The following is a 19,684-nucleotide window of genomic DNA, read 5'->3' as shown; positions in this document are numbered from 1 at the left end:
TTAAGAGGTGATCAACGTGACGAACAGTGATGTTGTGGTTGTTGGCGCAATCACCGCCGCAGGAGCGGGAAGCGCCAGCGCCATCGCCATCAACGGATGGCTTCTGCAATACGACTTCAATGCCGCGACCGCGGCACGATCACCAGCACGACTCTGATGAGGAGCTCCACCATGTCATCAACCGTCAAGACGTCCGCAGTCAACCCACCTTCGATCCACGCGCGAGCAGTCATCACTTGGCTCGCCATCTTCCCGCTGGTGACCCTCGGGTTCTTCGCGATCGCTCCGTTCGCCACGGATTGGAACCCGGTGCTGCGCGCGTTCGTGCTGTCCGTGGTTGTGGTCCCGGTCGCGGTATACCTTGTCGTCCCGCAGCTGATGCGGATCTACGGCAAGATCCGCACCGCGCGTCGGTGAGGTCCACATCCAGGGTCGGGGCTTGATCGGGCGCGTCCCTCGGACGAGCACTTGGCGATGCCGGTTCTGGCGACCAAGCTCTAGGTTCCGCCACCGCGCTGCGACGCCCTGTCCCGTCCCCGCCTTATCAAGTAGCTCAACGCAGGCGTCGACGCCGGGCACACGCTCACTTTCGTGTCTGCACCCGCCGGATTCGGAAAGACCCCGGCGCTCAGCGAGTGGGTCGCCGATCGCCGGCGCGCGGATCCCGGCCTCAGCGCCGGGTGGGTCTCTCCCTTGAATAGAGCGACAACGACCCGTCCCGATTCCTGTCCGACCTGGTGGCGGCATACAACGCCGAGAACGACGAAACAGGGCGCGCTCCCAGCGACCCAGGTACATTACGCAGCTGAGCACCAATCTGCGCGCCCAGGCTCCCATTGACGGACATGTCGAGTGGCCATTGGTTGAGCGAGGCTGGAAGGTCACCGTCAAAGCGAAGCTTTGCCAGGACCATGCTGCCACTGGTTGACCTCGCGCTGCGACCGAGAACACGCTACCCGGGAACTGTCACCGATGTCCTGAGACATGACAGCGGTCCTCGGGAACGTTCTTTCTCATTTCTTTCCCACGAGCCTCTTCCGGGAAAGGCAAAAGCCCCGACATCCCAGTGTTTACAAGGGATCTCGGGGCTTCCAAGCTGGCGGTGACGGTGGGATTTGAACCCACGGTAGGGGTGAACCTACACAACATTTCGAGTGTTGCACCTTCGGCCGCTCGGACACGTCACCGTCGTCGAGTTTACGACACGCGAGCGGATGCCGCGAATCGAGGTTGCCGCCCGATCACGCGGCCAGGAACGGGCGGTGGTGGTACCCGGATCCGTCGAGGACGGCGACCGTGGACTCCCCCACCTCGACGAAGGCGCCGGGAAGGTCGTTCAGCGGCTCGGAGACGACCACCTGGGCGTGGTCGCCGAACGCCGAAAGGCGTTCGGCGTCGGGGTACATTCCGCGCAGTGTCGGGATGTCGGTCGAGTGGAAGAGCGATCGCGAGCGCCCCTGTGACGAGTAGCGGAAGGCCCAGAGCGTGGTCCCGTCCGACACCGCGATCGTCCCCTGCATCGGGAACTGCACGCCGGCGCCATGCCCCGCCGACTCGACCAGTCGGATCGCCTCTCCCACCGCGGCGACCGGATCGTCGGTCAACCCGAACGTGAGCGCGAGGTGGAACAGCACTTCGGAGTCCGTCGTGCCCTGAATGGTCGGATACAGCGCGGGATCGACCGCCAGCACGAGGTCGCGCTTGATCAGCCCGAACCGCGAGATCGCGCCGTTGTGCATGAACAGCCATCGCTCGTGGCGGAAGGGATGGCAGTTCGTCTGCTGGATAGGCGGTCCTGCCGCAGCCCGCACATGAGTGAAGAACAGCGGACTGCGCACGGCCTGGGCGATCTCCCGCAGATTCTGGTCGTTCCAGGCCGGTTCGATGCTGCGGAACAGCGAGGGCGGGGCGCCCGGGGACGCGCCGTCGGAGTACCACCCGAACCCGAAGCCATCGCCGTTGACGGGTTCGGCGCCGAGCGGGGAGTTCAGCGACATCGCGACGACCGAGTGCTGCGGGTCGAGGATGAGGGTGGAGGGCTGCAGCGGCTCTCCGGTGTAGGCCAGCCAGCGGCACATCTCGTGACCTCCTGAGAGCTCGGCGGCGAGGCACGTCCGAGGACGATGCACTCGTCATCGTAGGCGCGTGACGGCGCCCGCGGGAGGGATGCCGTGACAGAGCATCCATTCGACTCCGCTGCTCGCGGGTTTCTCCCGGCGATCCACCGTCGCACCGTCCCGGCGGGGCCTGCCAGACTGGCGGCATGGCCGTCATCGAGAACTCGAAAGTCACCATCGTCGGAGCCGGCAGCGTCGGCTCGAGCGCCGCGTATGCCGCGCTGATCCGCGGGTCCGCCCGCCACGTCGCCCTGTACGACATCGCGACCGAGAAGGCCGAGGCCGAGGTGCTCGACCTCGCACACGGCACGCAGTTCACCGGCACCAGCGACATCATCGGCGGCAGCGACCTGTGGGTCGTCGAGGGCTCGCACGTGGTCGTGATCACTGCGGGGGCCAAGCAGAATCCCGGGCAGACGCGCATCGAGCTGGCCGGCGTCAACGCCGGGATCATGAAGAAGATGATGCCGCAGCTGCTGAGCGTCGCCCCCGACGCGATCTACGTCATCGTCACCAACCCCTGCGACGTGCTGACCGTGCTCGCGCAGGAGGACACCGGCCTGCCGCCCGAGCGCATCTTCGCGTCGGGCACCGTGCTCGACACCTCCCGCCTGCGGTGGAACCTCGGCGAGCGCGCCGGGGTTTCGACATCCAGCGTTCACGCCTACATCGTGGGCGAACATGGCGACACCGAGTTTCCGCTGTGGTCGAAGGCGACGATCGGCACCGTGCCGATCCTCGAGTGGGTCACCCCGCGCGGCGATCGCATGACCGTCGAGGAGCTCGACCAGATCGCCATCGACGTGCGGGATGCCGCCTACAAGGTGATCCAGGGCAAGGGTGCGACCAACTACGCGATCGGCCTGTCGAGCGCGCGCATCATCGAGGCCATCCTGAACGACGAGCGCGCGGTCATGCCCGTCTCGGCCGTGCTCCGCGACTTCCACGGGGTCGACGGCGTCGCCCTCTCGGTTCCCGCGGTGGTCAGTGCTGCCGGAGCAGTGCCGATCCGCGAGACGCAGTTCGACCCGCGCGAGCTCGAGCTGTTCCACCGCTCCGCCGAAGCCCTGCGGCAGGTGGCGGACTCGCTCCGCGGCTGAGCCCTGCGCGGCAGGTCTCGTCGCGGCGCCCCTGATCGGGCAGACCCCGCCCGCCGTCCCGAGCGAGCCGACGGCCCGATGTCGCCGGGCCGCCGTACGCTCGATCCATGGCCGCCACCCGACGACCCACCCAGACCGCCCCGTACCGGTGTACGGAGTGCGGCTGGACCGCGATCAAGTGGGTCGGGCGCTGCGGCGAGTGCCAGCAGTGGGGAACGGTGGTCGAGGCATCCGAGTCCACCGGCCTCACCCGCGCGATCGCGCCCGTGGCGCCGGGCGCAGGACGCGCCGCACGGCCCATCACCCACATCGACACCACCGACACCCCTCGGCGCACCACCGGCGTGGGCGAGTTCGATCGCGTGCTGGGCGGCGGCCTGGTGCCCGGGGCGGCGATCCTGCTCTCGGGTGAGCCCGGCGTCGGCAAGTCGACGCTTCTGCTCGAGGTCGCGGCGCAGACCGCGCGATCCGGGCGCCGAGTGCTCTATGCGAGCGCAGAGGAGTCGACCGCACAGGTGCGGCTGCGGGCCGAGCGCACGGGAGCTTTGCACGACGAGCTCTATCTCGCGAGCGAGACCGACCTGGCGACGATCCTCGGTCACGTCGACGAGGTGAAGCCCGGGCTGCTGATCGTGGACTCCGTGCAGACGGTGTCCTCGGCGATGTCGGAGGGCATGGCGGGGCATCCGTCTCAGGTCCGCGAAGTCGCGGCCACGCTGATCCGCATCGCGAAGGATCGCGGCATCCCGACGATCATCGTCGGTCACGTCACGAAGGACGGATCGATCGCGGGGCCCCGCATCCTCGAGCACCTCGTCGACGTCGTCTGTCAGTTCGAAGGCGACCGGCAGACCTCGCTGCGCTTCGTGCGCGCGCTCAAGAACCGCTTCGGCCCGACCGACGAGGTCGGCTGCTTCGACATGACCGGCGCGGGCATCGCCGAAGTGTCCGACCCGAGTGCGCTGTTCCTCGGTCACGGCAGCACCGAGCCGGGTACGTGCGTGGCCATCGCCCTCGAAGGGCGCCGCGCTCTGCCTGTCGAGGTGCAGGCGCTGGCGATCGAGACGAAGGCGCCGAATCCGCGTCGCATCGTCAACGGTGTCGACGCGGCACGGGTCGCGATGGTGCTCGCCGTGCTCGAGAAGAAGGCGGGCATCCGCACCTCCGACAAGGACGTCTACGTCTCGACCGTCGGCGGCGTGCGCTTCACCGAACCGGCAGCAGACCTCGCGATCGCCCTGGCGGTGGCCGGTTCCGTCAGCAACCGCGCGATCCCCCGCAACATCGCGGCCATCGGTGAGCTGAGCCTCGCCGGTGAGATCCGCCCGGTCACCCAGGCCGCGCAGCGGCGCAGCGAGGCGGCGAGGCTCGGCTACCGCGACCTCATCGATGATCGCTCGGGCCGACTCCGCGGAGCCCTCGACGACGTGCGCGCCAGAACCAAGGATCGCCCCGGCGACGACATCCCCGAGTTCTGAGTGGCGCGGTCAGCTCTCCGAGCCGCCGATCGCGGGGCCGAGCAGAGTGCGCAGCAGCCGGCTGAGTTCCGCTTGCTCTGCATCGTCGAGACGGGCGAGCAGTTCACGCTGCGCCCCATCGATCGCGTCATCGAGTTCGCCGAGCCGCGCGTGTCCGCGTGACGTGATCGACACGGTGTTGCGGCGCCGATCCCGCTCGTCGGGAGCCTGGACGATGAGCCCGGATGCCTCGAGCTCGCGAAGCACGGCGTGCAGATCACTGCGGTCGATGCCCAGTCGCCGCCCCAGCTCGGCCTGACTCACCGATCCGTTCTCGGCCAGAGAGTGGAGCACGGAGAAGTGATGGCGGCGCATCCCGTGCACCGCGAGCGCGTCGCCCACGACGGCCGCCCCCACTCCCGCCGCTCGGCTGAGCAGCCAGCTCGGAAGCTCGGCGAGACGACGGGGCGGCATCGCCTGCGGCCGCATGCCATCGGGCTGAGTCATGGCGGTCACGCCGACGCCGTGCGCCAGACCGGCGTGACGCGCAGCTCTGCGATGCGCCACCTCCCGGCGGTCTCACGCACGCCGAGCCGGTACACGGCGCCGAGCGTGAGCACCGGGACACCGTCGTCGTGGGCGAAGCGGGCGGTGAGATTCGCGCGCACTCTCGCCGTGCGAGCGACCTCGGATGCCGTATCACCGGCTTCCACAGGCTCGACGAGCACGTTCGTCATGACGTGATGCAGGCGTGTGAAGCCGATGTGGTTGCGGGTCGCCTGCGCGACGACGTCGTCCCGGCCTTCGGCCGCACCGCCGGGCGTCGTGGCGGTGGCGTCTTCGGTGAAAAGCTCGCGCAGCGTGTCGAAGCGATGCTCATCGAGCGCCGCGCCGAGGTGCGACACCAGATCGGTGAGAGCCGCCCGGTCTTCGAAGGTCAGCGAGGCGAAGCCCGCGGGATGCGCGGGGATGGTGGTCGTGGTCATCGTGAACTCCCATGCTTTCATTGGAAACGCCAACGTTGGCTAATCCAACGATACGCCGTTCCCGACTTCACGCAAGGGATCCGCTCAGCGTCCGCCGGGACGGCGTCTGCCACGCATCTGGATCACGCCGAGCGCGACGGGGATCACGAGTCCGGCGGCGCACACGACGCCGACCACGAGGTAGTCCATCACGCGAGCGTGCCAAAGACCGGTCCGCCTGGTGCGGCGCGTGCCGGAGTGTCGCCGAACCTGGGAGAGTTCGAGATCGAGTGCGGCGATCAGGCGTCGAGCGCGGCGATCAGGTCAGCGGGCGAGGCCTGCAGCGGATGCGGCCCGGCGATATCGAAGAAGACGGTGGTGATCTCGTCCTCGTGCGCACCGAGGAAGGCGCGCAGCCACGCGGGAGACTGCAGGGCGACACCGGGCGGGAGCGTCTCGGGCTTGTGGGTGGCGTCGCTGAACAGCAGCAGGGCGATGTCGCCGGTGCTCGGATCGCGGTAGGTCCAGACCTCGCCCACATCGAGCGGATTGTCGCGCTGCCCCGAACGCATCAGCGGAACCACGGTCGGCCCGTGCCGCAGCGCGAACGCGACGGCCGCCATGTCCTGCGTCTGCAGGGCGTCGCTCAGCTGCGTGTTTCGGAACTCGAGGGGTTCCTGCTTCTTCGCGCGCTTCTTTCCGGTAGCCACGCCTTCCAGCGTAAGCCGCCGGGCCGCACGGAGCCGCACGGGTCTGCGCGCACGGTCCTCCCGCGCCTTCCCGCTGTGGGCGGCTCGAGAGGACCCCTGCTCACCGGGGGACTACGAAGTTGCTCGTTGGGGACCGAGACTACTGCTGGGGACAGCACTCCGAGCCGACTGCCACGGGAGCTGAGGCCCAGGATACGCCGATGCAAAACGGAGTTCTGTCCCCCCTTCGGGGGACAAGATCGTCGTCAGTACAGCAGGAACTGGGTCGGTTGGGAGGACGAGATCCCGCCGATCTCGACCGACAGGTGGTACGAGGCGCCGCCCCCCGGCGCCCGTGGACGAGTCTGGTCATCGCACGTCCCGACGGCGGAGCGAGTGCGGTCCCACGACAGCGGTGCCGCGCTCGAAACCGTCTGGCCTGCGCCGATCAGCACGACCATGTCGCTCGGCTCGCTCTGGCAGTCCGTCGACCGCCACCACGTGTCGCTGCCGCTCACGACGGTGAACGACTGGGCGGTGGTGCCGACGTTGAGCGTGCAGTCGGCGCCGTTGTTGGTGAGCCGGATCGAGAACTGGGGGTTCTGGTCGGCCTGATAGGTCGTCTGGTCGGTGACGGCTTCGACCGAGATCTCGCTCGCGACGCACGGCAGCGCGGTCGGGCCGGCCGATGACGATGGCGAGGGGTCGCTGCCCTCGACGACGGCACCCTCGACCGCTCCGGTCTGCGACGGGTCGGGCTCGGACGGCGACGTCGGAACCGGCAGCGCGGTCGCGGTGCTCTGGCCCACGGGGCCCGCCGGCTCGTCGGACCCCTCGGAGGCGGCGCCGGACCAGGGCTGTGAGATCAGCAGCCAGACGACTCCGGCGAGCACGAGGATCCCGAGCAGCAGCACGATACGACGACGCCGGTACACCGCCGGCGAGTGGCGGCGTCGCGGAGTTGTGCCGGTCATGGTGCCAGGGTAAGCCGAGGTGTGCGGGTTACCGGTTCGGCACGCCCGGATGCCGCGTCCCGCCGGTGCGGCCCATCAGAGGCCTGAAGGGTCAGAGGCTCTTGATCATGCGCGTGTTGCCGAGGGTGTTCGGCTTCACGTGCGCGAGGTCCAGGAACTCTGCGACGCCTTCGTCGGGTGAGCGGACCAGCTGCGAATAGACGTCGGGATCGACGACCTGCTCGCCGATCGGCGAGAACCCGCGCCGGGAGAAGAAGTCCACCTCGAACGTGAGGCAGAACAGCCGCGACAGCCCGAGCGTGCGGGCGTTCGTTTCGAGCCCCTCGACGATCCCGCGGCCCACACCGTGATGCAGCCACTCGTCTACGACGATGAGCGTGCGGATCTCGCCCAGGTCCTCCCACATGACGTGCAGTGCGCCGCACCCGACGAGGTTGCCCTCGGAGTCTTCGGCGACGAGGAACTGCTGCGTCGCCTCGTAGAGGACGACCAGGTCCTTTCCGAGAAGGATGCGCCGCTGCACGAAGGGCTCCAGCATTTCCTGGATGCCGCGCACGTCGCGCGTGCGTGCGGGGCGGACCGTGAACGTGCTCACGGATCTCAGCCTATTGCGCGCCGCGGAGGTTCCCGTAACGCATCCGCAACGCGCGTGCACCAGGCTGTGGTCATGTCGATCAAAGTCGCGCTCGAGCATTACACCGGCTACGAGTTCGCGCGTCCCGTCTCGGTCGCGCCTCACGTCATCCGGCTGCGACCTGCGCCGCACGCTCGCACCCCCATCGAGGCCTACTCGCTCGACATCAGTCCGAAGAACCACTTCCTGAACTGGCAGCAGGATCCGTTCGGGAACTGGCTGGCGCGCGTGGTCTTCCCCGAGAAGGTCAGCCGGCTCGAGATCACCGTCGGACTCGTCGCCGACATGATGGTGATCAACCCGCTCGACTTCTTCATCGAGGACTACGCCGAGCGCTTCCCCTTCACCTACGATCCCAGCCTCGCCGCCGACCTCGCCCCGTACCTGCGCCCCGTCGACGACAGCGCGCAGGCCGCCGTCTGGCGGGATGCCCTCCCCGCACTCCCGGCCGACGGCATCCCCACGGTCACCTTCCTCGCTCGCCTCAACAGCGCCGTGAACGGCGACGTGGCCTACAGCGTGCGGATGGAGCCGGGCGTGCAGACGCCCGACCACACGCTCGCCTCGGGAATCGGCTCGTGCCGAGACAGCGCGTGGCTGCTCGTGAGCCTGCTGCGCCAGTACGGGCTCGCCGCCCGGTTCGTGTCGGGCTACCTCGTGCAGCTGGCCTCCGACCAGAAGGCCCTCGACGGCCCCAGCGGACCCGAGGCGGACTTCACCGACCTGCACGCCTGGGCGGAGGTGTTCATCCCCGGCGCCGGATGGGTCGGACTCGACCCGACCAGCGCCCTCTTCGCGGGCGAGGGGCACATCCCGCTCAGCGCGACGCCGCATCCCTCCAGTGCCGCCCCCATCGAAGGTGCGACGGAGCCTGCCGAGGTGACGTTCTCATTCCGCAACGAGGTACGGCGCGTGCACGAGGATCCCCGCACGACCAAGCCGTACACCGACCCGCAGTGGCAGCGCATCGATGCCGTGGGCGAGGCGGTCGACGAGCGCCTGCGCCGCGGCGACGTGCGGCTCACGATCGGCGGCGAGCCGACGTTCGTCGCGCTCGACGACGCCACGAGCCCGCAGTGGAACACGGACGCCGACGGACCCGAGAAGCGCGCGCTGGCGAGCGTGCTCGCCGAGCGCCTGCGCGAGACCTATGCGCGCGGCGGCGTGGTGCACCGCGGCCAGGGCAAGTGGTACCCGGGCGAGCCGCTCCCGCGATGGAACATCGCGCTGCAGTGGCGCGTCGACGGCGAGCCCCTCTGGCACGACCCGTCGCTGCTCGCCGACCCCTGGGCACAGGCGAGCGACACCGGCGCCACGGCGCACGCGGAGTCTCTCGCCCGGCGCGTGACCGAGCTGCTCGGGCTGCCGGGAACCCAGCTGCTCGCTGCGTTCGAGGATCCCCTCGCCGCCCTCGCCGCCGACGTCCGAAAGCCCGCGGGTGAGCGTCCGCCGAGCGATGACCTCGACCCCGATGATGTCGCAGCGCTCGACCGGGATGTCAAGACCGCGACCGGCTGGGTGCTCCCGCTCGCGACCGGCGAGGCATGGAAGAGCCCCGCCTGGAGGTTCCGCCGCGGACGCCTCGTGCTCTCGCCCGGCACCAGCGCCGTGGGGCTGCGCCTGCCGCTGGACTCCATCGCGTGGACCGATCCGGAGTGGCCCGGAGAGCCGTCGTACCTCGAAGCCGGGCCGCCGCTCGAGCCCGGCATTCGTACGGTCGAGGTCACCGCACCCGAGACGGGCGTGACGACGGCGCTGACCTTCGAGGCCCGTGACGGGCACGTCCATGTCTTCCTGCCGCCGGTGCAAGAGCTCGACGACTACGCCGACCTCCTCCATGTCATCGAACGCGGCGCGGCCGACACCTCCACCCGCCTCGTGATCGAAGGCTATGGGCCCCCGCCGGACGCGCGCCTGCTGCAGCTCATCGTCACGCCCGATCCGGGGGTCATCGAGGTCAACGTGCAGCCGACCTCGTCGTGGGCGGATCAGCGCGACCTCGCCCTCACGCTGTACGACGAGGCGCGCAAGGCGCGGCTGTCGACAGAGAAGTTCGATCTCGACGGCACCCACACCGGCACCGGAGGCGGCAACCACATCACACTGGGGGGCGCGCAGCCCATCGACTCCCCGCTGCTGCGCCGGCCGGATCTGCTCGCGAGCCTCATCACCTATTGGCAGCGGCATCCGTCGCTCTCCTATCTGTTCTCCGGGCGCTTCATCGGTCCGACCAGCCAGGCTCCCCGGTTCGACGAGGGTCGTCCCGAGGCGGTGTACGAGATGGAGATCGCCCTGCAGGAGATCCGTCGCCTCACCGCCGACACGTCCGATGACCCGAGCCCCTGGATCGTCGATCGCGCCCTTCGCCACCTGCTGACCGACCTCACCGGCAACACTCATCGCGCCGAGTTCTGCATCGACAAGCTGTACAGCCCCGATTCCAGTCGCGGGCGGCTCGGTCTGCTGGAACTGCGCGGTTTCGAGATGCCCCCGCATCCGCAACTCGCACTCGTGCAGGCGCTGCTCGTGCGCAGCCTCGTCGCGATGTTCTGGGAGAAGCCCCTCACCGCTCCGCTGGTGCGCTGGGGGACGGCGCTGCACGAGGACTTCCTCCTGCCGCAGGGCGCCGTCCGCGACATCGGCGAAGTGGTCGCCGACCTGCGTGCGCACGGCATCGCCTTCGAAGAGACCTGGCTCGACTCGTTCACCGAATTCCGGTTCCCGCGGATCGGTGTGGCGCGGATCGCGGCGACGCCGTCCACGCCCGCGCGTGCCACGGACGAAGGCGGCTGGACGGGATTCGCCTCGAGCGGCGGAGGAGCGACGATCGAGCTGGAGCTGCGCCAGGCGATCGAGCCGTGGCACGTCCTCGGCGAAGAGGCCACGGCCGGGGGCACAGCGCGCTACGTCGATTCCTCCGTGGAACGCGTCCAGCTCAAGGTGCACGGCATCGACCCCGCGAAGCACCTCGTCGCGTGCAACGGGGTCGAGGTGCCGCTCACCTCGACCGGGCACTCCGGTGAGTACTACGCCGGCGTGCGCTACCGTGCGTGGCAGCCGTGGTCGGCGCTGCATCCGTCGATCGAGGTCCACGCACCGCTCACCTTCGAGGTCGTCGACATCGCGTCGGCGACGAGCCTGGGCGGCGCGACGTACCACGTCGTCCACCCCGGGGGACGGGCCTACGACAACCCGCCGATCAACGCGAACGAGGCCGAAGCGCGCCGCTCGGGACGCTTCGAACCCCGGGGCCACACCGCCGGGGAATTCGACGTTGCGGGCGCCCGCGAAGCAGGCCGCCGCGCGGCGAGCCCCGACTATCCCCGTACGCTGGATCTTCGGAGGGCTCCAGAGGCGTGACGGTGCTGCGCGATTATGCGACGGCTGTGTCCCAGGCGACACTGCCGCTGATCGCGCCGTCCGGACTCGAGGGCGCCCTCGCCCTCGCCTCGGTCGCCCGCTACGACGAAGTCGTGTCTCCCGACGGCGGTCTCCGCCCCGCGTGGAAGGCCATGGCGTCCGTCGCTCTCGCGCTCACCCCCGAAGAGCTGCACCGCGTCGAAGGCGAGATCACGCGCTTCCTCGCCGATGACGGTGTGACGTACGTCACCCCCGGGGCGGGTCCCCAGCCCTGGAAGCTGGATCCCGTGCCGTTCGTCATCGACGCGGCCACGTGGGCGCCGCTCGAGGTCGGCCTCGCGCAGCGCGCCGAGCTGCTCAACGCCATCCTCGCCGATCTGTACGGCGCCCAGACGCTGCTGTCGACCGGCGTCGTGCCGTCGGCGGTCGTGTTCGGCCACTCGGGATTCGCACGCCCGGCAGCGCGCGAGAGCGCCTTCGACCCCCAGCCGCTGCTGCTGTCGGGCACCGACCTCGGCCGCGACGCCGACGGCGAATGGCGGGTGCTCGCCGACCGCGTGCAGGCGCCGTCCGGTCTCGGCTTCGCGATGGAGAACCGCCGCGTCATCTCGCAGGTGCTCCCCGAGCTCTACCAGGAGGGCGACCTGCACCGGGTCGAGCCGTACTTCGCGGCTCTGCGCGCGGCCCTGCTCGGCTCGGCCGCCGACGAGCTCTCCGAACCGCGCATCGTGGTGCTGTCTCCGGGCACGCACTCCGAGACGGCCTTCGACCAGGCGTTCCTCGCCAACGCTCTAGGCTTCCCGCTCGTGCAGGGCAGCGACCTCGTCGTGCGCGACGGGTGGGTGTGGACGAAGCCCGCGGGATGGCCGCGCGCGATCCCGACCGAGCGGATCGATGTGATCGTGCGCCGCGTCGACGCGGAATGGTGCGATCCGCTCGAACTCCGCGCGGACTCGCGCCTGGGAGTGGCCGGCCTCGCGGAAGCGGTGCGGCGCGGTCGCGTGCGGCTCGTCAACGGGCTGGGCGCCGGCGTGCTCGAGAACCCGGCGCTGCTGCCCTTCATGCCCGCGATCTGCGAGCGGCTGCTCGGCGAGCAGCTGCGCCTTCCCGGCGTCCCGACGTGGTGGTGCGGCGATCCCGACGACCGCGCCGCCGTGCTCGCGCGCCTCGCCGCGGGGGACGACGCCCTCGTGGTCCGCCCGATCGATCGCCCGCGCGCCTCGGTCGCGGGGCTGCGTCCCGAAGAGCTCGCCGAGCGCATCGCCGCCGCACCGCATCGCTACGTGGGGCAGGACCTCCTCCCCCTCTCGCAGGCGCCGGTGTGGGGACGCAGCGGCTACGCAGATGCGCGGCCCGTCCTGTTCCGCGCCTTCACGCTGCGCTACGGCTCGGCGTACCGTCCTCTCATCGGAGGGCTCGCGACCGTCCAGGAGGGCCCCGAGGCCCCGCCCACCACGAAGGACGTCTGGGTGCTCAAGGGCACCGACACCGACGCCGACCAGGGTCTGGCCGAGATCGCGCCGATGCCGTTCAGTCGCACCGTGCCCTCGCTGTCGCCGCGCGCCCTCGAAGACATGTTCTGGGCGGGCCGGTACGCCGAGCGCACCGAAGACCTCCTGCGACTGCTGCTGACCACCCAGGCCCAGTTCGACCAGGCCGGGGGCCACCGTCCCCGCGAAGGGTCGGCCGAGAGCGTCCGCGTGATGCTCGGAGCGCTGCAGCGCCTGGCCGGGTCGCGCTGGACCGATCCCGACGACGAGTTCCGCTCACTGCTGCTCGACGCCGACCGGCGCGGCTCGGCCGCCCACTCCATGGCGCGCCTCCGCGACGCGCTCGAGGGGGTGCGCGACCAACTCTCGGGCGACACCTGGCGAGTGTTCTCGGGCGTCGAGCGCGCGGGCAAGGCGCTGCGCTCGTCGCCCCGAGCCCATCGCACCGCCGAGTCGGGCGGGCGCATGCTGACGTCGATCCTGTCGCTGCACGGGGTGACGGCGAGCATGATGCGGGATGCCGGCTGGCACATGATCGAAGGCGGGCGCTGGCTCGAGAGGTCGCTGCAGATCTGCCAGCTGCTGGCCGCCACGACACTCGATCGCCGCGCCTCCCGCGCCGACCGCGATGTGCTCGAGACGATGCTGACCGCGGCCGAGAGCATCGTCACGCATCGCCGGCGCTACCGGGGGTCGGTGCGCACCGCCGACGCGCTCGAGCTCCTGCTGCTGGACCGCGACAATCCGCGCTCGCTCGCCTTCTCTCTCGCAGCGCTTCGCGGGCACCTGGCCGCGGCCCCCCTCTCGACGGGCTCGACGCGACCCGAGCGGCTGCTCGAGCACCTCGAGCAGGAGGTCGCCCACACCGACGTCTACGCGCTCGTGGCGACCACCGAAGACCGGCGCCACGAGCTCGAGGCCTTCCTCGCCGAGACGGTCGCCCAGCTCGAACAGCTCGCCGAGGCGATCGACCAGCAGCACTTCGAAGCGGGTCCGCCGCCGATCCCGCTGTCGTCCCTGGCGCTCATCGAGGAGATGGGGGCGATCGCGTGAGGTACCGCGTCACGCACCGCACCACCTACACCTACAGTCGCCCGGTGGAAGACAGCGTGGGCCTGTTCCACCTCATCCCTCGCCCCCTGCCGTGGCAGGAGGTGCTCTCGAGCGGAGTCGTCGTGACGCCGTCGCTGAGCGACATGAACCGCGACGTGGACTACTTCGGCAACTCGTCGACGTTCCTGCACGTCACCGAGCCGCACAGCCGTCTCGAGATCGAGGCGACGAGCGAGGTCGTCGTCCAGTCGCCGACCTACGACGCGGCGGCGCTGGCCGAGCCATGGGAGAGCTCCCGGCCGCTCATCGACAGCGGCGCGCCCGACGCGTGGCGTGCGGTGGAGTTCGCGCTCGAGTCGGCTCGTGCGGCGCACGTCGCCGACGCGACCGCGTACGCCGCGGCATCCCTCACTCCCGGTCGGCCGATCGGCGAGGCCGTCACCGATCTCATGCACCGCATCCACGCGGACTTCACCTACGACAGCACCGCGACGACCGTCACGAGCACCGTGGCGGACGTCATGCGCGAGCGCGCCGGAGTCTGCCAGGACTTCGCGCATCTCGCCCTCGCGTGCCTGCGGGCTCACGGCATCGCGGCGCGATACGTGAGCGGCTACCTCGCGACGAAACCGCCGCCCGGCAAGGAGCGCGTCGTAGGCGCGGACGCCTCGCATGCCTGGCTCGCGGTCTGGATGCCCGTGTCCGGAGAATGGCTCGCCATCGATCCCACGAACGACCAGTGGGCGAACGACCGCTACGTGACGGTCGCGTGGGGTCGCGATTACGGCGACGTATCGCCCGTGAAGGGCATCATCTACACGAAGGCGAAGAAGTCGACGCTGCGGGTCTCGGTCGACGTCGCGCCGCTCGAGCCGGCCGAGGTGTGACAGGCTGGCGCGGTGAAGGCGTACCGATGCCGCGTCTGCGGCAACCCGCTCTACTTCGAGAACTCGGTGTGCGTCTCGTGCGGCACGGGACTGGGGTACTCGCGTGCTGAGCGCGAGATCGTTCCGGTCGACCTCGCCGGCGTCTACGTCGACGCCGAGGGCTGGATCTGGCACGTCTGCCGCAACCTGAGCCTGTCGGGGTGCACGTGGCTCGCGCAGCTCGAGGGCGGCCAGTGCTTCAGCTGCGACCTCACCCGCACGCGTCCCGCCGACTCCGACGCCCAGGGCCTGGCGGCGTTCCCGCTCGCCGAGCGTGCCAAACGTCATCTCATCGCCGAACTCGACGCGCTCGGCTTCCCGGTCGTGGGCAAGGGGGACGATGCGGTCGACGGCCTCGCCTTCGACCTCCTGTCGTCGACGCGGCAACAGGTCATGATCGCGCACGCCGACGGCGTGGTGACGATCGATCTGGCGGAGGGCGACGACTCGCATCGCGAACGTGTGCGGCGGCAGCTGGCCGAGCCGTATCGCACGATGCTCGGGCACTTCCGCCACGAAGTCGGCCACTACTACGAGTGGCAGCTCGTGGAGCGCTCGGAAGATCCGGACCTGATCCGGCGGTGCCGCGAGCTTTTCGGCGACGAGACCGCGGACTACCAGACGTCCGTCGACCGGTACTACGCCCAAGGGCCGCCCCCCGACTGGAACCTCGCCTACATCTCGTCGTACGCCACGATGCACCCCTACGAGGACTTCGCCGAGACGTGGGCGCACTACCTCCACATCTGCGACACGATCGAGACCGCGGTGTCGTATGGACTGGTGACCCCCGCCGATCTCGTGGGCCGTGCGCGATTCCGCGACCTCGTCACCGCCGTCTGGGTGCCGCTGTCCACCGCGCTGAACCTCGTCAACCGCGCGATGGGCAAGGACGACCTGTACCCGTTCGTGCTCGCCGACATCGTGCTCGACAAGCTCGACTTCGTCGCCGGGCTCCGGCCGGCGACCGCCTGAAACGGGCAGGGAACGACGAAGAGCGGATGCCGGGGCATCCGCTCTTCGTTCGGTCGGGTCTCGGTGACCCGGGGACTCAGTCCGAGGTGATCGCGAGGTCGGGCGTCACCGTGATCTCGCCGTTGTGCACGACGCCCACCGCGACCTTCTCGCCGCGCGGACCGTGCTCGAAGACGAGCTCGCCGTTCTCCGCGTCGACCTTCACGTGGTCGCCGGCACTCAGCTCGCCGTGCAGGATCTTCTCGCTGAGCTGGTCCTCGATCTCGCGCTGCATCGCACGACGCAGCGGCCGGGCGCCGAGCGCCGGGTCGAAGCCGATCTCGATGAGGCGGTCCTTCGCGGCATCCGACAGCTCGATCGTCATGTCGCGGTCGAGCAGGCGCTCGCCCAGACGCTTGGTGAACAGGCCCACGATCTGTCGCAGCTCGTCCTTGCTCAGCTGCGGGAAGACGATGATGTCGTCGACGCGGTTGAGGAACTCGGGCTTGAAGTGACGCTTGAGCTCTTCGTTGACCTTGCCCTTCATCCGCTCGTAGGTCGTGGTCGTGTCGCCTTCGACCTGGAACCCCACCGGACCGCCGGCGATCGCCGACGAACCGAGGTTGGTCGTCATGATGATGACCGTGTTCTTGAAGTCGATGACGCGTCCCTGACCGTCGGTCAGACGACCCTCTTCGAGGATCTGCAGGAGCGAGTTGAAGATGTCGGGGTGGGCCTTCTCGATCTCGTCGAACAGCACGACCGAGAACGGCTTGCGGCGCACCTTCTCGGTGAGCTGGCCGCCCTCTTCGAATCCGACGAATCCCGGAGGGGCACCGAACAGACGCGAGACGGTGTGCTTCTCACCGAACTCCGACATGTCGAGCGAGATCAGCGCGGACTCGTCGTCGAAGAGGAACTCGGCGAGCGCCTTGGCGAGCTCGGTCTTTCCGACACCGGTGGGGCCGGCGAAGATGAACGAACCCGACGGACGCTTCGGGTCCTTCAGACCCGCACGCTGACGGCGGATCGTCTTGGACAGCGCGGCGATCGCCTCTTCCTGGCCGATGACGCGCTGGTGCAGCGCCCTCTCCATGAAGACCAGACGGCTCGACTCCTCTTCGGTCAGCTTGAAGACCGGGATGCCGGTGGCCTGTGCGAGCACCTCGGCGATCAGGCCCTCGTCGACCACGGCGTGCGTCGCGACGTCGCCCGAGCGCCACTGCTTCTCGAGGCGCAGGCGCTCTGCGAGCAGGGACTTCTCCTCGTCGCGCAGCGATGCGGCCTTCTCGAAGTCCTGCTCCTCGGAGGCGACTTCCTTCTGCTCGCGGACCTTCGCGATCTTCTCGTCGAACTCCCGCAGCTCGGGCGGGCTCGACAGGATGCTGAGGCGCAGGCGTGCGCCGGCCTCGTCGATCAGGTCGATCGCCTTGTCGGGGAGGAACCGGTCCGAGATGTACCGGTCGGCGAGGTTCGCCGCGGCGACGATCGCGCCGTCGGTGATCTGCACCTTGTGGTGCGCCTCGTAGCGGTCGCGCAGCCCCTTCAGGATGTTGATCGCGTGGGGCAGGCTCGGCTCGGCGACCTGGATCGGCTGGAAGCGACGCTCGAGCGCGGCATCCTTCTCGAAGTGCTTGCGGTACTCGTCGAGCGTGGTCGCACCGATCGTCTGCAGCTCACCGCGTGCGAGGAGCGGCTTCAGGATCGAAGCGGCGTCGATCGCACCCTCGGCGGCACCGGCACCCACGAGGGTGTGGATCTCGTCGATGAACACGATGATGTCGCCGCGCGTGCGGATCTCTTTCGTGACCTTCTTCAGGCGCTCCTCGAAGTCACCGCGGTAGCGGGACCCGGCGATGAGCGAGCCGAGGTCGAGCGAGTAGAGCTGCTTGTCCTTGAGGGTCTCGGGCACATCGCCCTTGACGATGGCCTGCGCGAGGCCCTCGACGACGGCGGTCTTTCCGACACCGGGCTCGCCGATGAGGACGGGGTTGTTCTTGGAGCGGCGCGAGAGGATCTGCATCACGCGCTCGATCTCCTTCTCGCGCCCGATCACGGGATCGAGCTTGTTGTCGCGCGCGGCCTGCGTGAGGTTGCGACCGAACTGGTCGAGAACCTGCGATCCGCCCTGCGTGGTGCCCTGGGCCTGCTCACCCGCGCCGGTCGCGACGCCCGCGGGCTCTTTGCCCTGGTACCCGCTCAACAGCTGGATGACCTGCTGGCGCACCTTGTTCAGGTCGGCGCCGAGCTTGACCAGCACCTGGGCGGCGACTCCCTCGCCCTCGCGGATGAGGCCGAGCAGGATGTGCTCGGTGCCGATGTAGTTGTGGCCGAGCTGCAGCGCTTCGCGCAGCGACAGCTCGAGCACCTTCTTGGCGCGCGGCGTGAACGGGATGTGCCCGGTCGGCTGCTGCTGGCCCTGGCCGATGATGTCCTGGACCTGCTCGCGCACGGCGTCGAGCGAGATGCCGAGGGACTCGAGCGCCTTCGCGGCGACTCCCTCGCCCTCGTGGATCAGCCCGAGCAGGATGTGCTCGGTGCCGATGTAGTTGTGGTTGAGCATCTTCGCCTCTTCCTGGGCGAGGACGACCACACGACGGGCACGGTCGGTGAATCTCTCGAACATCGTTCACTCCTCCAGGGTGCTGCGGGTCTGCTGAGCCCACGGCGCCTTACAACGAGGGTAACGAGCGGCCGGGGGCGGCATGCCCGTGTTCGCCGTGGGCATACCGCGGGTGCCGCCGTAGTCGCGGCATCCGTCGGCTCGAGTGCTGCAGTTTCCTGCGAGGGCTGCGTCGCGCGACGGCGCACTCGCAGGAAACTGCAGCACCGGGCATCAGGGCAGACGAACCATCCGGATGCCGCGGGCCGCGGCATCCGGATGGCATATCGTTTGTCGATAACGACGTTTATCGATATGGAGGCTCCGTGGATCCTTTGACCGCGAATCTCGTCCTCGTGGCGGCTCCGGCGGCACTCCTGCTGCTGGCGGTGACGATCATCCTCTTCCGGCGCGGTCGTCGGGCCTCGACCGGGGAGCTGACCACCGCCGAGTCGATCGTGATCTCGATCGTCGGCGGGGGCGCGATGCTGAATGCGCTGGGCTGCCTGCTCCGCCTGTGGAGCGAAGCCACCTGGGTCTTCAGCATCGAACCGTTCCACGTGACCGACCTCCACTACCAGGGAGCGACGCCCCCGGAGCTGCTGGACGGGGTCGACCACATCGCCGCGAGCGGCTACGAATCCGTGTGGATGGATGTGATGGGCCTTCCAGCGGAATCCCGCTGGCTGTTCTACGCCGAGCTCGTCCTGCCGGTCCTGGGCGCCCTCGCTATCAGCGTGGCTGTGGCGTGGCTGTCCTTCACGCTCGTGCGAGAACGTCCATTCGTCCGTGCCTTCCCGATCAGCATCGGGATCGCGGCGATCGCGGTCATGGTCGGGGGGATCGGGTCGCAATTCGCCGGGGCCCTCGCGAGGTCGACCGTGATCGAGTACCTCGGCGAATCGCACCTCGTGGGCGACAACACCACGGCCCCCGCATACGACGTCCTGACGTTCTTCTGGCTACCGCTCGACCTCGCCCCGGTCGGCTGGGCGTTCGGTCTCGCCTTGGTCGCCGCGGCGTTCCAGATCGGCACGCGGCTGCAGCGCGAGTCGGACCTCCTCGTATGACCCCCGCCGAAGACGACGGTCCGTCCGGAGTCCACTGCCGGCTCGACGAACTGCTCGAAGAGCGCGGGATGACGCTCACCCGCTTGTCGGAGCTGGTCGGCGTCTCGGTCGTCAACCTGTCGATCCTCAAGAACGATCGCGCCCGCGCGATCCGCTATTCGACCCTGTCGGCGATCTGCCGGGCTCTGGACTGCCAGATCGGCGACCTGCTGGTCCGCGCCGACGCGTAGCCGCGGCATCCGTCGGCGCGAGTGCTGCAGTTTCCTGCGAGCGCTGCGTCGCGCGATGGCGCA

General features: G+C 69.3%; 17 protein-coding genes and 1 tRNA gene. 10 read left to right on the top strand and 8 right to left on the bottom strand.

Going from position 1 to position 19,684, the window contains the following annotated elements; all coding sequences use genetic code 11:
• Positions 1–7 precede the first annotated feature (7 nt).
• Both KEC57_RS13325 and KEC57_RS13320 read left to right on the top strand, forming a co-directional pair.
• Positions 8–157: a hypothetical protein gene (locus KEC57_RS13325; protein WP_229385125.1), complete on the top strand. Its 150-nt coding sequence runs from the start codon at positions 8–10 to the stop codon at positions 155–157.
• Between the two features lie 14 nt (positions 158–171).
• Positions 172–417: a putative antibiotic biosynthesis monooxygenase gene (locus tag KEC57_RS13320; RefSeq protein WP_229385124.1), complete on the top strand. Its 246-nt coding sequence runs from the start codon at positions 172–174 to the stop codon at positions 415–417.
• A 680-nt stretch (positions 418–1,097) separates the two neighbouring features.
• On the opposite strand, the gene KEC57_RS13315 is transcribed toward KEC57_RS13320, so the two are convergent.
• Both KEC57_RS13315 and KEC57_RS13310 read right to left on the bottom strand, forming a co-directional pair.
• Positions 1,098–1,187, bottom strand: a tRNA-Ser gene (locus tag KEC57_RS13315).
• Positions 1,188–1,241: 54 nt separating this feature from the next.
• Positions 1,242–2,078, bottom strand: coding sequence for a class II glutamine amidotransferase (locus KEC57_RS13310; protein WP_229385123.1), 837 nt, complete (start codon positions 2,076–2,078; stop codon positions 1,242–1,244).
• Positions 2,079–2,263: 185 nt separating this feature from the next.
• On the opposite strand from KEC57_RS13310, the gene KEC57_RS13305 reads away from it, so the two are divergent.
• Together KEC57_RS13305 and radA are read left to right on the top strand one after the other, a co-directional pair.
• Positions 2,264–3,217 (top strand): L-lactate dehydrogenase, encoded by a 954-nt coding sequence (locus KEC57_RS13305; RefSeq protein WP_229385122.1) that lies wholly within the window; start codon positions 2,264–2,266, stop codon positions 3,215–3,217.
• A gap of 107 nt (positions 3,218–3,324) precedes the next feature.
• Positions 3,325–4,695: a DNA repair protein RadA gene (gene radA / locus KEC57_RS13300; protein WP_229385121.1), complete on the top strand. Its 1,371-nt coding sequence runs from the start codon at positions 3,325–3,327 to the stop codon at positions 4,693–4,695.
• A 9-nt stretch (positions 4,696–4,704) separates the two neighbouring features.
• On the opposite strand, the gene KEC57_RS13295 is transcribed toward radA, so the two are convergent.
• The 5 genes from KEC57_RS13295 to KEC57_RS13275 all read right to left on the bottom strand — a co-directional run bounded on the left by KEC57_RS13295 (position 4,705) and on the right by KEC57_RS13275 (position 7,897).
• Positions 4,705–5,181, bottom strand: coding sequence for a MarR family winged helix-turn-helix transcriptional regulator (locus KEC57_RS13295; protein ID WP_229385120.1), 477 nt, complete (start codon positions 5,179–5,181; stop codon positions 4,705–4,707).
• 5 nt (positions 5,182–5,186) lie between these two features.
• Positions 5,187–5,660 (bottom strand): nuclear transport factor 2 family protein, encoded by a 474-nt coding sequence (locus tag KEC57_RS13290; protein WP_229385119.1) that lies wholly within the window; start codon positions 5,658–5,660, stop codon positions 5,187–5,189.
• Positions 5,661–5,938: 278 nt separating this feature from the next.
• A complete protein-coding gene (locus tag KEC57_RS13285) occupies positions 5,939–6,349 on the bottom strand; it encodes a dehydrogenase (protein ID WP_229385118.1) in 411 nt (136 codons plus the stop codon).
• A gap of 245 nt (positions 6,350–6,594) precedes the next feature.
• A complete protein-coding gene (locus KEC57_RS13280; protein WP_229385117.1) occupies positions 6,595–7,302 on the bottom strand; it encodes a hypothetical protein in 708 nt (235 codons plus the stop codon).
• A 91-nt stretch (positions 7,303–7,393) separates the two neighbouring features.
• Positions 7,394–7,897 carry an amino-acid N-acetyltransferase gene (locus tag KEC57_RS13275; protein WP_229385116.1) on the bottom strand — a complete coding sequence of 168 codons (504 nt, stop codon included), beginning with the start codon at positions 7,895–7,897 and terminating at the stop codon, positions 7,394–7,396.
• A gap of 72 nt (positions 7,898–7,969) precedes the next feature.
• On the opposite strand from KEC57_RS13275, the gene KEC57_RS13270 reads away from it, so the two are divergent.
• Genes KEC57_RS13270 through KEC57_RS13255 form a run of 4 tightly spaced genes read left to right on the top strand, consistent with a single transcriptional unit; the run spans position 7,970 to position 15,740 of the window.
• On the top strand, positions 7,970–11,296 hold the full coding sequence (locus KEC57_RS13270) for a transglutaminase family protein (protein WP_229385115.1): 3,327 nt from the start codon (positions 7,970–7,972) through the stop codon (positions 11,294–11,296).
• Between the two features lie 26 nt (positions 11,297–11,322).
• Positions 11,323–13,839: a circularly permuted type 2 ATP-grasp protein gene (locus tag KEC57_RS13265; protein WP_229385114.1), complete on the top strand. Its 2,517-nt coding sequence runs from the start codon at positions 11,323–11,325 to the stop codon at positions 13,837–13,839.
• Positions 13,836–14,726 carry a transglutaminase family protein gene (locus KEC57_RS13260; RefSeq protein WP_308187604.1) on the top strand — a complete coding sequence of 297 codons (891 nt, stop codon included), beginning with the start codon at positions 13,836–13,838 and terminating at the stop codon, positions 14,724–14,726. The genes KEC57_RS13265 and KEC57_RS13260 overlap by 4 nt, the downstream gene beginning before the upstream one ends.
• Positions 14,727–14,738: 12 nt before the next feature.
• Positions 14,739–15,740: a zinc-binding metallopeptidase family protein gene (locus KEC57_RS13255; RefSeq protein ID WP_229385112.1), complete on the top strand. Its 1,002-nt coding sequence runs from the start codon at positions 14,739–14,741 to the stop codon at positions 15,738–15,740.
• 76 nt (positions 15,741–15,816) lie between these two features.
• On the opposite strand, the gene KEC57_RS13250 is transcribed toward KEC57_RS13255, so the two are convergent.
• Positions 15,817–18,345: an ATP-dependent Clp protease ATP-binding subunit gene (locus KEC57_RS13250; RefSeq protein WP_229385111.1), complete on the bottom strand. Its 2,529-nt coding sequence runs from the start codon at positions 18,343–18,345 to the stop codon at positions 15,817–15,819.
• Positions 18,346–18,647: 302 nt separating this feature from the next.
• Between KEC57_RS13250 and KEC57_RS13245 the strand changes: the two genes are divergently transcribed.
• Both KEC57_RS13245 and KEC57_RS13240 read left to right on the top strand, forming a co-directional pair.
• Positions 18,648–19,391, top strand: a complete 744-nt coding sequence (locus tag KEC57_RS13245; protein WP_229385110.1) for a hypothetical protein — start codon at positions 18,648–18,650, stop codon at positions 19,389–19,391.
• Positions 19,388–19,621, top strand: a complete 234-nt coding sequence (locus KEC57_RS13240) for a helix-turn-helix domain-containing protein (protein ID WP_229385109.1) — start codon at positions 19,388–19,390, stop codon at positions 19,619–19,621. Before KEC57_RS13245 ends, KEC57_RS13240 begins: the two co-directional genes overlap by 4 nt.
• The last annotated feature ends 63 nt before the right edge of the window (positions 19,622–19,684 follow it).

This window comes from Microbacterium allomyrinae, assembly GCF_020682705.1.
Taxonomy (GTDB): Bacteria; Actinomycetota; Actinomycetes; order Actinomycetales; family Microbacteriaceae; genus Microbacterium; species Microbacterium allomyrinae.
This window is presented reverse-complemented; position numbering and strand designations above follow the sequence as displayed.

Bases quoted from the DNA above. Each gene is read 5' to 3' on its own strand.
- KEC57_RS13250 (WP_229385111.1), bottom strand. From the start codon at position 18,345: ATGTTCGAGAGATTCACCGACCGTGCCCGTCGTGTGGTCGTCCTCGCC.
- KEC57_RS13305 (WP_229385122.1), top strand. From the start codon at position 2,264: ATGGCCGTCATCGAGAACTCGAAAGTCACCATCGTCGGAGCCGGCAGC.
- KEC57_RS13320 (WP_229385124.1), top strand. From the start codon at position 172: ATGTCATCAACCGTCAAGACGTCCGCAGTCAACCCACCTTCGATCCAC.
- radA (WP_229385121.1), top strand. From the start codon at position 3,325: ATGGCCGCCACCCGACGACCCACCCAGACCGCCCCGTACCGGTGTACG.
- KEC57_RS13240 (WP_229385109.1), top strand. From the start codon at position 19,388: ATGACCCCCGCCGAAGACGACGGTCCGTCCGGAGTCCACTGCCGGCTC.
- KEC57_RS13280 (WP_229385117.1), bottom strand. From the start codon at position 7,302: ATGACCGGCACAACTCCGCGACGCCGCCACTCGCCGGCGGTGTACCGG.
- KEC57_RS13270 (WP_229385115.1), top strand. From the start codon at position 7,970: ATGTCGATCAAAGTCGCGCTCGAGCATTACACCGGCTACGAGTTCGCG.
- KEC57_RS13310 (WP_229385123.1), bottom strand. From the start codon at position 2,078: ATGTGCCGCTGGCTGGCCTACACCGGAGAGCCGCTGCAGCCCTCCACC.
- KEC57_RS13290 (WP_229385119.1), bottom strand. From the start codon at position 5,660: ATGACCACGACCACCATCCCCGCGCATCCCGCGGGCTTCGCCTCGCTG.
- KEC57_RS13295 (WP_229385120.1), bottom strand. From the start codon at position 5,181: ATGACTCAGCCCGATGGCATGCGGCCGCAGGCGATGCCGCCCCGTCGT.